Origin of the sequence: Arenibacter nanhaiticus (genome assembly GCF_900141935.1) — a bacterium.
Taxonomy (GTDB): Bacteria; Bacteroidota; Bacteroidia; order Flavobacteriales; family Flavobacteriaceae; genus Arenibacter; species Arenibacter nanhaiticus.
Genome location: NZ_FQYX01000022.1, coordinates 24,678 through 42,258, shown reverse-complemented (window position 1 = coordinate 42,258; position 17,581 = coordinate 24,678). Strand labels below are relative to the sequence as shown.

At 39.2% G+C, this 17,581-nt stretch carries 10 protein-coding genes; 7 read left to right on the top strand and 3 right to left on the bottom strand.

The genetic code is table 11. The features are described 5' to 3' along the window. The first annotated feature begins 107 nt into the window (after positions 1 to 107). The 4 genes from mutY to gldD are packed head-to-tail and all read left to right on the top strand — an operon-like array spanning position 108 to position 3,522. A complete protein-coding gene (gene mutY, locus BUA16_RS12860; protein WP_072765163.1) occupies positions 108 to 1,145 on the top strand; it encodes an A/G-specific adenine glycosylase in 1,038 nt (345 codons plus the stop codon). 24 nt (positions 1,146 to 1,169) lie between these two features. Next, positions 1,170 to 1,613 carry a single-stranded DNA-binding protein gene (locus tag BUA16_RS12855; protein ID WP_072765162.1) on the top strand — a complete coding sequence of 148 codons (444 nt, stop codon included), beginning with the start codon at positions 1,170 to 1,172 and terminating at the stop codon, positions 1,611 to 1,613. Positions 1,614 to 1,640: 27 nt separating this feature from the next. Continuing rightward, the gene (locus BUA16_RS12850; protein WP_072765161.1) at positions 1,641 to 2,969 is read left to right on the top strand and encodes a gliding motility-associated protein GldE; all 1,329 of its coding nucleotides are present in this window, start codon (positions 1,641 to 1,643) and stop codon (positions 2,967 to 2,969) included. Next, complete coding sequence (gene gldD / locus BUA16_RS12845) at positions 2,959 to 3,522, top strand: gliding motility lipoprotein GldD (protein WP_072765160.1); 564 nt, start codon at positions 2,959 to 2,961, stop codon at positions 3,520 to 3,522. Before BUA16_RS12850 ends, gldD begins: the two co-directional genes overlap by 11 nt. A gap of 331 nt (positions 3,523 to 3,853) precedes the next feature. Here gldD and BUA16_RS12840 read toward each other — a convergent pair whose 3' ends face one another. The 3 genes from BUA16_RS12840 to BUA16_RS12830 all read right to left on the bottom strand — a co-directional run bounded on the left by BUA16_RS12840 (position 3,854) and on the right by BUA16_RS12830 (position 7,867). Next, complete coding sequence (locus tag BUA16_RS12840; protein WP_245795565.1) at positions 3,854 to 4,177, bottom strand: hypothetical protein; 324 nt, start codon at positions 4,175 to 4,177, stop codon at positions 3,854 to 3,856. A 598-nt stretch (positions 4,178 to 4,775) separates the two neighbouring features. Then, positions 4,776 to 5,576, bottom strand: coding sequence for a PI-PLC domain-containing protein (locus BUA16_RS12835; RefSeq protein ID WP_143150509.1), 801 nt, complete (start codon positions 5,574 to 5,576; stop codon positions 4,776 to 4,778). Positions 5,577 to 5,581: 5 nt separating this feature from the next. Next, the gene (locus tag BUA16_RS12830) at positions 5,582 to 7,867 is read right to left on the bottom strand and encodes a Sip1-related alpha-galactosidase (protein ID WP_072765157.1); all 2,286 of its coding nucleotides are present in this window, start codon (positions 7,865 to 7,867) and stop codon (positions 5,582 to 5,584) included. A gap of 272 nt (positions 7,868 to 8,139) precedes the next feature. Here BUA16_RS12830 and BUA16_RS12825 point away from each other — a divergent pair, with 272 nt between their 5' ends. The 3 genes from BUA16_RS12825 (at position 8,140) to BUA16_RS12815 (ending at position 17,323) form a co-directional block, all read left to right on the top strand. After that, positions 8,140 to 12,165 carry a hybrid sensor histidine kinase/response regulator transcription factor gene (locus tag BUA16_RS12825; protein WP_072765156.1) on the top strand — a complete coding sequence of 1,342 codons (4,026 nt, stop codon included), beginning with the start codon at positions 8,140 to 8,142 and terminating at the stop codon, positions 12,163 to 12,165. A 388-nt stretch (positions 12,166 to 12,553) separates the two neighbouring features. Continuing rightward, positions 12,554 to 15,781, top strand: coding sequence for a SusC/RagA family TonB-linked outer membrane protein (locus BUA16_RS12820; RefSeq protein ID WP_072765155.1), 3,228 nt, complete (start codon positions 12,554 to 12,556; stop codon positions 15,779 to 15,781). An 18-nt stretch (positions 15,782 to 15,799) separates the two neighbouring features. Continuing rightward, complete coding sequence (locus BUA16_RS12815; RefSeq protein WP_072765154.1) at positions 15,800 to 17,323, top strand: RagB/SusD family nutrient uptake outer membrane protein; 1,524 nt, start codon at positions 15,800 to 15,802, stop codon at positions 17,321 to 17,323. Positions 17,324 to 17,581 lie beyond the last annotated feature (258 nt).

Below are 17,581 nucleotides of genomic sequence, written 5' to 3'. Positions count from 1 at the left end.
GTGTTTTTTTCGGGACGCAAATATATGAATTAAATTCTATCTTTCCCTTCTAAAGAACTTAATTTTAACTAGGTAAACCATTACTTTTGCATTTTACAGAAAAGGAGATGGTTTTTTCAAATATAATTCTTGCCTGGTACGGCACAAATAAAAGGGCTCTTCCATGGCGTAACACCCTTGACCCTTACCGCATTTGGCTGTCAGAAATAATGCTTCAACAGACTCGGGTAGCACAAGGAACACCTTATTATCACAAGTTTATTTCTGCCTTCCCAAAAGTCGAAGATTTAGCAAATGCCGATGAAGAAGTGGTGTTAAAATTATGGCAAGGCTTGGGATATTATTCCCGGGCACGTAATTTACATGCTACCGCAAAGATCGTTGTAGAAAAATATGGCGGCACTTTTCCCAATACTTATAAAGAACTTTTAACTCTTAAAGGGGTGGGCGATTATACGGCCAGCGCCATAGCTTCTATTTGTTTTAACGAAGCGGTACCGGTTGTAGACGGAAACGTATATAGAGTCCTTTCCCGGTATTATGGCATAGACCTACCTATAAATTCGCCAGAAGGGATCAAGGAGTTTAAAAAATTGGCCGTAAAGGCCATGGCCCCAAAAAATATCCGCGATTATAATCAAGGTATCATGGAATTTGGCGCCCTGCAATGCACGCCCCAAAAACCCGATTGCCAAACTTGTCCATTAAATAGTGGCTGTATCGCCTATAATAATGACCGCATTGGTTCCCTGCCCGTAAAATTAAAAAAAGCGAAAGTAAAGCATCGCTATTTTAATTATCTGGTAGTGGTCGATGCCAACAACCAAACCCTGGTACAGCAGCGCACCGGAAATGGCATATGGCAACAATTATACGAGTTTCCTTTGTTAGAGTCCGATCGGGAGGTAGCCCTTACCGAGGTTTCTAAGAGCGCACCCGAGATTCTCGGCGTAAAAGAGGACGCAGAAGTATACTTATTTAATGATAAAAATATCGTCCATAAACTTTCACATCAGCATTTACATACTAAGTTTTGGATTGTAAGCACTACGACTATTCTAGAAAACGGAGTACCTTTGTCCACACTTCCGGAATATCCAGTTCCAGTTTTAATTGCAGATTTTATAAATACGTTTAAAATTTAGTATTTTTGAAGTAATATATACACTATGAGCGGAACATTAAATAAAGTAATGCTAATTGGTCATTTAGGAGACGAAGTAAAGGTCCATTATTTTGAGGGTGGCAATTGCATCGGAAGATTTCCTTTGGCCACCAACGAAACCTATACCAATAAGCAAACCGGAGAAAGAGTCACCAATACGGACTGGCACAATATTGTGGTACGCAATAAGGCCGCCGAAATATGTGAAAAATATCTGAGCAAGGGCGATAAGGTATATGTAGAAGGTCGCTTAAAAAACCGCCAGTGGCAAGGAGAAGACGGTACTACCCGGTATGCTACGGAAGTACATGTGCAGGATTTCACCTTCCTTAGCACCAAAAATGATAGCAAGGCCAACCAAGCCAACCCGAACCAAGGACAAGACCAAAGCGCCTCTGATGCGGCCAAAAGACCATCGTCTTTAGAGGAAGACGATTTGCCTTTTTAAATTAAATAAAATATTAAATTCTAACCATTGGACCCAGACCCCCTCAGTTTACCGTTAAATTTCATTGCAATTGACGGCGCATTAACGTTAAAAATTATAATTCTTTTTATTCTTCTAATATGCTCTGCACTAATATCGGGAGCCGAAGTGGCCTTCTTTGGCCTATCGCAGACCGAAGTAAACGAAATAGAAGAGAAAAAATCTGCCAAAGGAAACATTATTGTTCAACTTCTAGACAGACCAAAAAAATTGCTGGCGACCATTTTAATTGCCAACAATTCTATTAATATTGGGATTGTACTCTTGTTCAACGCTATCGGAGACACCCTGTTCCAAGGCTTAACATATACCATTTTAGGTATTGTTTCTGTTCGCTTTTTATTGGAGGTGGTAGTGGTTACTTTCCTGATCCTTATGTTCGGCGAAATTTTACCCAAAGTATACGCCAATAGAAACAGGCATACTTTTTCCTTTTTCATGGCCTTTCCGCTCAAGGTATTAGATTTTATCTTTTCTCCTTTAAGTCTTCCCATGCGTTCGGCTACTATTTTTTTGTACAACAAGCTCGGAAAGCAAAAATCGAATATCAGTGTAGATCATTTGTCACAGGCCCTAGAACTCACCTCTGAAGGCGACACTACCAAGGAAGAGCAAAAGATCTTGGAAGGCATCGTAAACTTTGGGAATACGGATACCAAACAGGTAATGCGCCCTCGAATAGATATTTTCGCCCTTAATTCGGACTTAAAATTTACCGATGTATTAAATGAGATTAAAAAACACGGCTATTCTAGGATTCCGGTCTATTCCGAAAATATGGACAATGTTTTAGGGGTGCTCTACGTTAAAGATCTTCTTCCGTATATAGACCGAAAGACATTTAATTGGATGTCCCTGATCAGGGAGCCCTATTTTGTGCCAGAAAACAAAAAACTCGATGATCTATTGTTGGAGTTTCAGACTAAAAAGAACCATTTGGCCGTTGTAGTCGATGAATACGGAGGTACCTCGGGCATTGTAACCCTAGAAGATATTATAGAGGAAATTGTCGGGGATATTAGTGACGAATTTGATGATGAAGACCTAAATTTTTCTAAATTAGACAACTTTAACTTTGTTTTTGATGGTAAGACTGCCTTAAGGGACTTCTATAAGGTAGCCAATATTGAAGACGAAAACGAATTTGAGGATAAAAAGGGCGAATCGGAAACTATTGCAGGCTTTGTCCTGGAAATAGCCGGCGGGTTCCCTAAAATAGGGGAGCAAGTTGCTTTTAACAATTATTTGTTTACTGTGGAAAGCTTGGATAAAAAACGCTTAAAACTAATAAAAATAACCCTGCCCAATGAAATTTAACGCCCTGTGCCTTTCGGTTCTTATAAGTTTCATGACCCTTTCGTGCCAAGAAGACACCTTGCCAAAACCCAAGGCCATGTTGCGCTTAGAATACCCGGAGACAGGAGAAAAACAGTTGACAACCCCACATTTCGAATTTCGACATACCGGTGTAGAGAAGACGAAATCTACCGACCTTAATTCCGTCACCATCAATTACCCCAAGTTAAATGGCGCTATTTTCATCACTTATAAAAAAATTGACGGGAATTTGGAAAAATTGCTCACCGATGCCCAAAAGTTAAGTTACGAACATGTGATGAAGGCCGATGGTATCATGGAAAAACTTTTTGTCAATGACACCGACAAGGTGTATGGCATGTACTATGAGGTCAAAGGAAATGCTGCTTCCCAATCGCAGTTTTATGTTACCGATAGCCTACGGCATTTTTTAACCGGATCCCTATATTTTAATGCCAAGCCCAACTACGATTCCATTCTTCCGGCCGCCGCCTACTTGCAAAAGGATATTAGGAATATTATGGAAAGCCTACAATGGAAAGAGCAACCCTAAAAACCGTTTCCTTGCCATTCACCTTCCCTTTTCAAAAAACTTTTAAATCTGCCACAGGCCTCGGGTAGCCCACTATTTCAGAATACCGGGTTCAATTAATAAATCTTGGCGTCTGATGATCGCGCCGGCCCATATCCTAATTTCTATAGCCTTTAAGGTTCCAATAGGGGCGTTCCCTCCTTCGTCGGGCGGGCTATTGGCTATATCCCTTGCTCCGCTGCGGGGATGCCGCCGCTATCCCTAACGCAAAAAAAACACCCCTTCCCAATACGAAAGAGGTATTTAACAAGCAGTTTAATAAAGAAAGCTACTTTATAATTCTCTAAAAAGATTATTCCTTTTGGAGTAATAGCTGTGCTTTTTCTATACTAGAATTCATTTGTTCCTTAAGGGCATTTACTTTAACCTCCTCTTCATCTAACCATTGTTGCTTTTCCTCGCTAAGTTCTTGCCCCTTCATTATCTCGTTAGGGCTAAAGCGCTCGCTAAAACCTTTCATCCAATCCATCATGGCTTTATGGGCCAATTCCAGGTCTTTTTTTGCCAGCATATAGGTATGGTCCTCCATGCTGCGTTCCTCCAATTGGGATATTAGCTGACTTATAGTTCCCATTTTTGGCATTACTTCGTCATGTACCGCAATTACATTTTGCATTTGAGTTTTAGATTCCTCCTCCTTGCACGAGTATGAAATGGTTAATACAAGCATTGCGAACAACAGAAAAGATTTTTTAATCATTATATATAGGGTTAGTGTACTATTAAAAATCCGTGTGTAACGAATGCCTACCACTAAGAAGCACTCTTGACACAAGGGTTAAAGATACTTATAAGCTTAAAAAACAGCATACCTTCTATGTTAATTTTATGGAATTTTTAAACATTATGTCAATCTGTTTAAAATAACCTTAAGTCACAGTAAATCGAGCCATTTTACAGGTATAATACATTGTTTTGGTTGCTTTTCAAAAAAGCAATTTCTGTATGTATTTAACTAGAAGCGGTTGTTCCTTTGCAAATGGGTTATAAAGTATTAATTGTGACGACGCATAAACTATTGATACAGATACGGGTATCAAGAATGGGAAATCCTATAGGATAAAGGAAGCCAAAAAAAATAATGGGCAAGTGCCGCCATACTTCTTATCTTGGTGATATCCCCAAGACAAGAAGTACCCTTGCTTATGAATATTAAATGATATACTGTTCAGTTGAAACAAACAATAGCCGTCAGGAAGCGTCTTTGGCAAGGATCATTTATTGAACTTTTTATTATAATATAATCCAATATCTTCTGGATTATCCGTATTTAACAGATCGACCCCTTCCTTGAGAACGGTTTTCCAAAAATTGGGACCATGTTCGGATGTTATGTCCGGGTTGTTCCAAAAACGAAGGATTCTGGCCTTGGAATGGGCAGCGTTTACATATTTTTTTAGTTTTTTTCTTTCCTTTCCAGGCATTTTTCCATCTCCTGAATAGCTGAAATGTTTTTTCCAGTTTAAATTCACCATGTATATTCTAGAGGCCGGAATTTCTTCAGGAATTCCCAATTTGCCTTCCCCAGTCATATATCTTTGGGGCATATCCTTATATTCTCCCCCGCCACAAATAACGGTAATTGGTTTAGGGCTTTCATTTTTTCCGTTAAATCGGGTAATTATATCTTGATAATTGGACAGTTCCTCATTGATCTTTAGCAACGTTTCCCCAGCAGTTTTTGTATTGATATAAAGAATAAAAGGGATTCCTTTTTGGAGTACATATCCCTTATTGTTTTCTATAATTTGTCGTAAAGGGTCCAAATAAAGGGATCTTAAGGTGTTTTCCTTTGTTACCTCAGCGGGTCCATGGGCGACATAAAGCTTCCCGTCCAAGAATACAACATCGGCTTCCACAGCATTAATACCGGCTGCTATGGCATCGAACAGAGGTCTTTCCTGCCCGTAATCGTTATGGGATAAAACGTTCTGTAATATCGTTTTCTTTTGGGCTTGATTGATAGTTGTAAATAGTAATATCGGTACCAAGCACATCATCGTTTTCCACTTCATAGCGATTAATCTTTAAGTTTAATGGTTAGCTCTATGGGTTGTGCTTCAAAATTAACCTTAGGAATTGAAACAACAAACAGCCCCCCTTGATAGGACCATGTATCGGATGCCAATTCATTATCGTTGACCCAAATGGATACCGGCTCTTTGGGGAGTAGGCCGGCAAATTTTCCTGATGCCCTCAAATTTACCTTTATCGTTCCCTGTTCAATAGATTGGCTTATTATTGTTTTTTGGGAAAGGTATTTGTCTACCAATCCTATTAGGGCAATATCATTTTCTATAGGGACAATGTTATAGAGTGCATAGCCCATTCTCCCGAGCTGCACTGGCATGGATTCATTTCTCTCCAACGTTTTTAATTTTTGGCTAAAGTGTTCATAAACGGCAAATTTATTTCCTTTAATACTATGGACATCGGAGGGGCTAATTGTTCCGGTTACAAGGTCTTTGTCTACGGTGTTCCAAGCCCCAATAATACCGGTTTCTCCAATTTTCGTAAAGGCTTTGAAGGGTTTGGGCTCGTTAATTTGAAATAAACAATCCTCTGTGGGTCTACCAGGTTGTTCGGGGCGAAGAATTTTGCCCTGACTGTATACCAGTTTATTTAGAATTTTAAAATTTTGTTTTCCCGGCTCATCTGTTAAGTAAATTGGTCCGCCACTTATAGCCCTGCTTATGGCATGGTATTCTCCATCTTTGTGATGGGACTGGAACATGTCATAGTCTGGCCACACCAAATTGGAAAGCCAGTTGGCGTTATGCACATTCATTAGGATATGGGCGGCAGCATTGCCCTTTTCCTCTTCAAGGCTGTAATAGGCAGTTACTTTCGGAAAGAAATCGTCCGAACTTCTGGCAATGGCAGATGAACCAAAGTTGTAAACGGCCTCTAGGGCCATATTTTGACAGTTGATAACCGAGCCGTTAAAATTATTTTCTATGGCGTTCTGTAAATTTTGCTCCATGTTTTCCGCAATCTCCAAAAAAGGCGCCACTTCACCGGAATCCAATTGTCCCTTGGCCACTCTTTTAATGACCGCTTGCTGGTCTACCTTGACAAAACTTATGCCTTGGTCCTTTAAATAGGAGTACCATTGTTCGTAAAACTGCTGGCCTTTATCGGAAAGTGCGTTCGGGCTAAAATATGTTTTTCCGCTTAAAGTGTCGGCATGTACATCTTCCTTATCGTAATAGGGCATAAGCAACTTTTGATATGGGGGATCAAAATCTCTTTTGGACACCCCGCTCCAAAATCCGTTCATGGTATGCCATACGCCTATATCTTTTAGTCCGTAAGTGTTTTTCAATTTCAAAATACTTTTTTTGAATCCGTTTGGAAATTTTTTCTTATCAAATACATAATCCGTTAGCTGCTCTTCTCCATTGACGCTCAACCAACCATTGTCTATCAACATAAAAGGAACGGGGAAGTTATTATTGTAAAAAGTGGCCATGGCATCCATTAAATTCTTTTCGGTTACTTCTACTCCGAAGGCATTCCAGGAACACCAACCAATGGATTCAAAAACTTCTGGATAGGACTTGTATTTACGGAGCCCTTCTTTTTTATCCATGGCTTCCATGCCTGCCTCGTAGAGGTTTTTTACGGTTTGGTACGGGTCACGGCCAAAGGCAATCGCCATCATTGGAACATTATCGGCGGGAAAATTGTCTTTATAACTAACCGATCTTGCTCCAAATTTATTCTCCTGACTCCCCAAGGAGGCCACATATCCATTTCCGGCCAGTGGCATGATAGCTCCATACGCCCCGTCTGCATACCTAAAGAGAAAAAATTGAATCTTCTCTGGCAGACTGCTTTTAAAATCATCTACTTTTACCGGTTTGGTCCATGATTCCCAGTCCCCGAAAAGATAGCTTCCAATGCCATCCATGTAATTAGGGAAATCATCAAAAAACAAACCCACATAATCTTCTCCGTGAATAGACTGTGTCCCGTTAGTGGTTAGGGTCAATACCAAAGCATCCCTATCTTGGTAAGGTAGGTATCCTACCGAAACTGGCACTTCAGTGTTTTGATATTTAAAGTTAAATTTATTCCTTGTCCCTGTATTGTTGGATACTATACTGTCCATTTCAGGACGTATTCCTTGGAATAGCGGTTTGGTACCCGAAATTCTACTTTGGCCCTCCCAAATTAAATTGAGCCCCGTGCTATTGGCAGTAACAGAAATACCTTTATTTTGGCTAATGGGGACTTTATTCTCTTTACAAGCGAAGGCGAGAGTAGAACTGATACAAATGAAAAGGATTTTTATACGCTTCATTTCTTATAGAATTGTGGTTAGGTGAAAAACCTTGGGTTATATTTTTTGGATTAAAAAAACAAACAACTTGGTAATTCGCGGTATCGCAATGTAGTTGTAGTCCACCTAAATAAAGTGGTCATATGTTGAAAGTTTTTAGCGTAAAAGACGAAATGTTACAACATATGTAGAAAATCGGCAAACAAATGTTGTATGGCTTTGGTTTCAGGTAAACAGGGATTGTATGTATAAAATATTTTATGCAACTTAAGAACTTTATAATCCATGCTGTTATGCGCAATTGTTCCGCCCTGAAAATATTTGCTTTCTACCTCCTTATCCTTTGTAATGCTAATTGGTTATATGGTTTTCAGGATATAAGGTTTGATCATTTGACCGATACCGAGGGATTGTCAAACAATTCAATTACCGCCATAGTGCGGGATAAGGTGGGATTTATGTGGTTTGGATCTTATGACGGACTAAATAAATACGATGGCAGGGACATAACCTCTTATCGCTATACCGGAGGAGACGATACAGGTATTAAGGACAACCATATCACTTATCTTTTTAGTGACTCCAAGGGGGAACTGTGGATAGGAACCAGAAATGGAGGCTTGCTCAAATATGATTTTGATCAAGATGCCTTTAGGTCGTTCCCTTTACTTGATCAACATTCACAGATAGGGGTAGAAATAAGAGCTATTGCAGAAGATAATAATGGAAATATATGGGTAGCGACTATAGCATACGGTCTATTTAGAATTTCGGTCGAAGGCCATATTGATAATTATACGAACTCTTTACAGTCCAACCCAAGGTTAGAATCGAATAATATTACAGCTCTTTGCTTCAACAAAGAAACCAACGAATTGTTGATCGGGGCAAAATCTCCCTTTTTGGAAACCTGGGATTTGACTACTAATTCGATTCAGAGATTGCCTTTGATCAACGAGGATGAAAAAGTATATGTCAAGAAAATTGTATTGGATAAAACAGGTGGAGTTTGGGCAGCTACCTATAAAAAGGGACTGTTCCACATTAGAAAAGGTAGGTCCGTTATAAATTTCAATACCTTAAACAGCAATATAAAACATAACGTCCTTTTTAATCTTTTTTATAACCTAGAGAATAATACCTTATGGTTGGCAACAGATGGCCGGGGAATACAGATTTACGATATCGATAAAAATAATTTTATACAAATTAGCAAATCCCTGTCGCCAACATCCTTGAGTAGTAACAGTGTATTGGAGATATATGCGGACAAGACCGGTTTTATGTGGATCGGAACCCAATATGGAGGGGTGAATATTTACAACAAACACTATGAAAAATACAATACACTGAACATTTATCAGGGATTAACACACAATAGGATCAAATCTTTTTTGCAATACGATAAGGATCATATTTATATAGGTACCGATGGTGGCGGGGTATGTTTATTCGATAGGGGGACGAATAAGATAACAAAAATAGACATAGGATATGGTACGGCAAGTGCGAACTCCCTAAGGAAGCGGTCCAACGGATCTATCATAATTGGCACATATGGAAATGGACTTATAGAATATGATCCCAATTCCAAATCCTCAAAAAGTATGCTGCCTCCAGGGTTTTTGGATAACAATAGTTCTGAGATATACATACAAGATGTGCTGGAGGTAGATAAAAACCTTTGGTTTGCGACGCCCTATGGACTTTATTACGTATCTCAAGACAAGAAGGTGACAAAAATAGTACTTCAGAATCCTGAGGCAGTTGCCGATGACCATCAATTGAATTCCTTAATGTGTTTAACCTTGGCCGATAAGTATTTATGGGCCGGGACCAAGGCCGGTTTTGTTAAAATTGATATCGGAAATAAACGGGCTGACGAATATTTCAAAATTGTACCTACAACCGGATTGACCCCCAGAGATAAGAATATTGTAAACCGGATAAAAAAACGTAACAATGAATTGTACCTCTGTACCGATAGCGGTTTGGAAATATTTGACCTTCAAAGCGCTTCAATTTCAAAACACAAGGGGTTTGAAGCATTAAAGGGGATTGCGATTCATGATATCGTTTTTCAAGACAATGGACAATTATGGATTGCCACGAATAAAGGGTTGGCGACTTTTAATAACCATAACAGAACTATTAATTACGAAGACAATTTAAAAGGGCTGCAAGGAAATAGTATTACTACAACATATAGGGCTGACGACGGAGAACTGTATATTGGAGGCAATAAGGGAATCAACCACTTTTATCCCGAGAATTTAAATTCGGATACAAACATAGTACCTATAGTGTTTACCGATTTTAAATTATTTAATAAGCATGTTGACTTTTCCAATAAAGATGGGTTAATATCCAAACACATTTCCAAACACATTTCCACTTATGAATGTATTACTTTAAAGGCAGATCAAAATGATATCAGTTTTGATTTTGTGGCCTTGGATTACAATTTGCCCAATCAGCTTAACTATTCCTATATGCTGGAAAATTATGATCGCAACTGGAATCATGTAAACGACTTAACCACGGCGGGTTATACCAATTTGCCTCCTGGTCAATTTAAGTTAAAGGTAAAGGCTTCTAGTTCTAGTGGAGACAGAAGCACCAAGGAACTCACCATGAATATAAAAATACTTCCTCCTTGGTATAAGACAATTTGGGCCTTAATTGTTTATGTACTGTTTATCCTCTTTTTGCTATATGTGTATTTCAGGATTGTTTTGAACTGGACCAATTTAAACCACAGGTTGGAAATTGAGAAGTTGGAAAAACAAAGAACCGAAGCTTGGAATAAGGAGCGTATAGAATTCTTTACTAACATATCCCACGAATTCAAAACTCCCTTAAGTTTAATTTTAGCCCCCATAGACGGAATGATTGAAAAGGGCAGCGGTACTTCATATGATTATGAATTGATCAAAAAGAATGCCAATAGATTACTTCGCTTAATTAATCAGCTTATGGATTTCAGAAGGAATGAAATTGATAATCTGAATATTAGTCTTTCCAAATTTGAAATCAATTCCTTCATAAAGGACATTCTGAATTCATTTCACAATTTATCCCAGCAGAAAGGAGTTAGACTTTCCTATGGCAAAAGTGCGGAAACATGGATAAAATTGGACAAAGATAAATTGGATAAAATTATATTTAATTTATTATCGAATGCTTTTAAGGCCTGTAAAGAGGGAGATACCATTAAGTTGTCAGTTAGTGTACAGGGCAATCTACTAGAGGTGAAGGTAGAGGATTCCGGAAAGGGTATTGCCAAGAAGAATTTAAATCGAATATTTGAAAGATTCTATCAAATAGAGCAAAATAACGGAGGGACAGGGATAGGCCTCTCCTTAACAAAGAGGTATTTGGAATTGATGAATGGCACCATTGAAGTACATAGTAGGTTTAATGTGGGAACTACTTTTGTTATTTCAATTCCAGTCGAATTGACCGGCCATCCCAATGAATCCTTTCACAGTTCTAGAGCCGATGCCCCTGCTCTTCCCGATGCCATAGATTTAGCGGAATTACCCTCGTCCGATGCGAAAAAAATACTTATTGTTGAAGATGATATTGAAATATTGAACTATTTATCCCAGCAATTAACGGGTAGGTATAATGTTTACACTGCATCTAGTGGAACTGAAGGCATAAACAGAGCCCTAGAGCGTTGGCCAGATTTGATTATAAGTGATGTAATGATGCCCGGAATTTCTGGGTTTGACCTTTGTAAAAAAATAAAGAGCGACATACGAACAAATCATATCCCTGTAATTCTGTTGACCGCATTTTCTTCTGAGGAAGGGCTATTTGAAGGTGCAGAAATAGGGGCCGACCTATATATTTCCAAGCCCTTTAATCTCAAACTTCTACTTTTACAAATAAATACTTTGTTGTCCAACATTGAGAAAAGACGACTTAAGTATAAAGAAACCATGATGAATCCAGTTCAAGATGACAATGGTTGTAAACAGATCAATCATTTTATTGATCGAGCGACAAATGTAGTTTTGGACAATATTGCAAACAGTGCCTTTACAGTAGGTGATTTAAGCAGTGAATTAGCCATGCACCGTACTAATTTACACCATAAATTAACTTCCTTAACAGGCATGGCTCCTTCCGAGTTTATTAGGAGTATTAAATTAAAGGAATCTTTGAAACCTTTAAGTGAGGGCTCAATGTCAATAAGTGAAATAGCATATAGTGTTGGCTTTAACACCCCTGCTTATTTCACAAAGTGCTTCAGAAAACAATATGGCTGTTTGCCAAAGGAGTACAAAAGACATCTGGAAACAAGCCATTAATTGCCATGTTCCATTCTCTCGATATTTTTTATGAACCCCCATTACCGATCAATACAAGGTTCCCTATTCTTTTGTTAACAAAATAACCCATTGGAATAAAAACCACAGGTGTTCATTGTTGATAAAAATTCTTCACACACGCATATCTTGACTAAAACACTGTATACAAGATATATACGAACGCACATAAGGTGTTTTTGTAAAAACTACATTTGTTGCATCATTAGCTACATCCGTTGAATCCATTGCTTTTAATGTGGGCTATTTTTACTACGATGAAAATGTTCAAAGTAAAAAAAGTTCTAATTATTAAACTGATCATAATGTCAATAGCCATTGTCAGCATGATCTTATTGCTACTATATATTCAATAACTAAAATTAGTAAAATGAAAAAAAAGATGAAATTATTGCTGATGTTCTTCATGCTTTCTGGCTTAGGGCTTTTTTCCCAAGAAGTTCAAATTATGGGTACGGTTGTAGACGAACAGGGAATTCCTTTAGCAGGAGTGAATGTTTTGTTGGAGGGAACAACCAATGGGACCCAAACTGATTTTGATGGGAATTATAAACTGATGGCCAGAAAAGGATCTGTTATAAATTTTTCGTATTTGGGTATGAAGACCATGACCGTAACGGTAGGGAGTTCAAACCAAATTGATATAACCATGACCGAAGATGCAAATACCCTGGAAGAGGTGGTCTTGGTAGGTTATGGATCAGTCAAAAAAGGGGATTTAACTGGATCTGTAGCCTCAATATCCTCTAAGGTATTTGAGGAACAGCCGGTAACACAGGCCTCGGAAATATTACAGGGTAGGATTGCCGGTGTAAATGTCGGCACTCCCTCGGGGAAACCTGGCGGGAACCAGGTAATAAGGGTTCGTGGAGCTAATTCTATTAACGGTAACAATGCTCCCTTGGTGGTGGTGGATGACCTTATTGGTGCAGATTTCAATACGATCAACCCTAATAATATTGAATCCATACAAGTATTGAAAGATGCCTCTGCCACTGCCATTTATGGGTCTAGAGGGGCCAATGGGGTAATCCTGGTGACGACCAAAAAAGGACGCGCAGGAAAAACCCAGATTACTTTTGACCATTTTATTAGAATTCAGGAAGTTCCTAATAAAGTACAGGTTTTAGACGCCGTAGGATATACAACATCGGCCAACAATAGAAGACGGTATGCAAAATACTCCCAACAAACCAATGATTTAACAGATTTCAACTATCCGACCACAGAGGAAATATTAACTCCTGATGAAACTGGAAACAGGAGTATGACATGGTTATATTATCATCCGGGTGCCATTGAGGATGCTAGGAAAGGAACCTTGGCCATAGATTGGCAAGACGAAATCTTTAGGTCTGCCCAAATGGAAAATTACAATCTTGGTGTAAGGGGAGGCAGTGAAGAAGTTACCTATAGCATTGATGCAAATTATCTAAACCAAGAAGGTTTGGTCATTAATTCGGATTATGAGAAATTCAATTTAAGCTCGAGTATCAAGGCACAGGCAAATGATCGACTAAAAATTGGTGCTACGGCATTGTTGGTCAGGGAGAATGACAAGCCGGTAGGGGAAGGTAGTAGAGGTAGCCTTGGAGTGGTTTCCGCGGCATTATATGCTCTGCCAGTAGGGCTCGGGGTCAAGTATCCAGAAACCTACGATGATCCCAAATACCCATTTGATGAGGCTCTTGTAGGACGATATTTCAATCACCGAGGTAGTTTTGGAGGGTTTGGCGATTCTTCTCCCAATGGAGGAGGACTGATAAATCCAGTTGCCGCAGCCTTGGAGCCAGAACGCGAAATTTTAACCACAAGGAATACGCTTTCTTCATATTTGGATTACAAGATAGCGGAGGGGCTACATCTTAAAGTATCGGGGGGAGCTATATTGAGCAGCAGTAATAATCGACAATTTTTTAATGAATTGATCAATGGAAGCAGTACACGCGATGGAGAAAGAACGGCCTATACAAGCAATTCTGAGGAAAATTCATGGCAGAATTCAAATATTCTTACTTTTAATAGGGAATTTAATAAACATTCACTGGGGGTAACCGGTCTGTTTGAACAGCAGTATACAACAACTACCGGATCATCCCTAGCTGTACAGGGCTTCAGTAATAATACAACAGGATTTAATGCCATTCAGGCCGGGGAAATAGTAACGGCAAAATCGTCTTTTAAGGAAAAAAGGGTCATTTTGTCCTATATGGGGCGTATCAACTACGGCTATGATGATCGATTTTTATTAACGGGTTCCATAAGGTCCGATGGTTCTTCGGTTTTCGGGGACAATAACAAATGGGGAGTTTTCCCTTCCGGTGCTTTGGCCTGGAAACTGTCCAATGAGAAATTCCTGCAGGATAATGCCAATATCAGTAATTTAAAATTTAGAGTTTCCTATGGGGTAACTGGTAACCAGGCGATAACCCCTTACCAATCCCTGACCCAAATTTCTACAGGAGGCACTGGACTAGACTACCCAACCAATGGTAGCTCCCTATCACTAGGTAGTGCCTTTGAAAAAATTGCCAACCCGGATTTGAAATGGGAAAAAACGGCACAGGCAGACATTGGTTTAGACATGTCCCTTTTCAACTATAGATTAAACCTAACGGCGGATTATTACCATAAAAGAACCAGTGACCTGTTGTCATCCCGTACTTTGGCTTCCCAGTCAGGGTTTAGTTCGGTTTTGCAAAACGTAGGAGAAGTAGAGAACAAAGGCTTTGAATTCCTGTTGGATGGTACCCTGATTACTGGAGACAACTTCAATTGGACGGCTGGGGTAAATTTAACCTTTAATAAGAACAAAGTTTTGGAGCTTAGTACTCCCGAGGAGGAAAGAATTCCGTTAAATAGTGTTATGTACCTTTTAAAGGGACAACCTCTTGGGTCTATTTACGGTTATGAATATCTTGGGGTATGGCAATTGGATGAGGTGGATGAGGCCTATGGTTATGGCCAAATTCCGGGTACGGCTAAAATTGTAGATCAGAATAACGATGGGGTTTATGATGAGCAGGATAAGGTATTTCTGGGGTCTGCCAATCCAGATGTAAGCTGGGGATTTAATACCGCTGCCACTTATAAAGGGCTTAGTTTAAACGTACAGTTCCAAGGGTCTCATGGAAGTGAAATTTTCAATGCCGGAGCTATGGGACGTTTTGATATGGAAGATGTTGGTGCCACAGGGTACAGGGGGAAGGAAAGATGGCACCCTATAAACCAGCCGGACGGATACTATTCCCGTGTGGACTATACCGGAACCATCAACCAAACAGCGGCAAGGCAAAATGCAACGAAAATATTCACTAGAAAGGATGCGTGGCAATCGGATATATTCGTTGAAGACGGATCGTACATACGGCTTAGTAATGTAACCCTTGGATACCAATTCAGTGATGTAATTGCCTCCAAAATTGGGGTGAATGGCTTAAAATTTTTCCTAAGTGGTCAAAACCTAAAGCTATGGACGGACTATACCGGATATGATCCGGAGCTGGCCGCCAGCGAAAATGACAGTGTGAAAGGCTATGAGTTGGATGGTTACCCCAAAGCCAGAACTTTTACCCTAGGTGTTAAAGTTGACTTTTAAACGAATAAAATAAAAATCATGAAATATTTAAATAGAAATTATACCAGCATTGTTGTAATACTGCTACTTGGCTTATTGACAGTTTCCTGTGAGAAATTGGAAGAAGAACCTTTTAGTTTTGAATCGGCATCCAATACATTTCAAAATATAGAAAACTTTGAAAACTTGGTAAACGGGGCAACAAGGATATTGCAGAGTATTAACTATTATGGACTTACAAGTGGTAGTAAAGCCATAGAATCCAATCCAACAATAGATACCTACAGTTTCACACCAGCTGATTTTGAAGGTTTTTGGTCCGATTCTTATAGGGCTATTAACAATTTGAACAGTGTTATTGAAAACATAACCTTGGCAAAAAATGCCAGCGAAGCCCAACGCGATAAAATCTTGGGTAAATCTTATTTTTTAAGGGCTTTTGCATATTTTAACCTGGTTCGTTTTTATGGGGACGTTCCCTTGATCCTTTCCGGGTCTTCCTCCTTAGATAATGTTGGTGTTACCGATCCTAGGATGGCCTCGGTGGACGTTTATGCCCAGATCATTGCAGATTTTCAGCTTGCAGAATCCTTGTTGGGTACCTCAAACCTTCCAGGGGAGCCAACAGTCTGGGCTGCGAAGGCATATCTGGCAAAAGTGTATTTGACCATGGCCGGCGCCCCGTTGAAATTATCGGAGAATTATGCCAAAGCAGCATCGAAGGCCAAGGAAATCATTGATTCGGAAGCGTTCCAACTAGGAGCCTATGTCGATAATTTTATAGCTTCCAAACAAGATGCTAGCAGCAGCATTCTCTTTCAATTTATTTATTCTACCAATGCGGGTGCGGCTTATAGTAACCCATTGTTTGGCAATACCTCGGTGCGAAATGGCATTACCAACCCTGGCTCTAGGGCTTATAGAAGATATATGGATGAATTCCCCGATGGCCCTAGAAAGGAGGTTACTTTTTATATGAACACTGATCCGGTCATTGATGATTTTTTGAATGAAACCGACGGAAACGGCAATTATTCCAACCAGGCTTACAGAAATGCCAATAAGATAGGTGAGACTGATGAACGGAAATATTTTCTAAAAGATGCCCTAGATACTGGTTTTATAAAAAAGTACACCTACGGTACTGAAGGTCCAGAAGGTAATCAATCGGATCAAAATTTGGTAATGTTCAGATATGCAGAAGTCTTGCTTATATATGCCGAAGCTCAGAATTTGGCAGATAATGGCGCCAACAATCTATCCTATGAATTGCTTAATAGTGTAAGGGTAAGAGGAAGAGGTGAAACAGCTACTATTCCTCCAATGTCCCTTTCTACGTCGGATTTTGATAAAATTGTTATTGAGGAACGCTATTGGGAATTTGGATATGAAATGAAGAGATGGTTTGATGTGCTTCGTAAAGAAATACCCTTAACTTTTGATATTTATACCAGTGGAGAATTCCAAGAGTTCACTTCTGCATTTCCGGCCAGGTACTTATTCCCCATACCACAACGAGAAATTGAGTTAAACCCTAATCTAACACAGAACAAGGGCTATTAAAAGTTAAATTGGTTTAGTTAATTAGGAAAGAGGCTGTCTTATAAGGCAGTCTCTTTTTTATTAAATTTAGTTGACGAATCAATAATTAGATAGACACTACTCTGATTACCTAAAAAAGATAATCAATCCTGCCTAAGTTAATATCATCACCCCATAGCTTCTCTTTTAAAATAATTGAAAAATAAAATTTCCGGTAAGGAGCGGAAGTAACAAAAAAAAAAATGCCTTTACAATAGGAGCCACTTTAATGAGGTACAA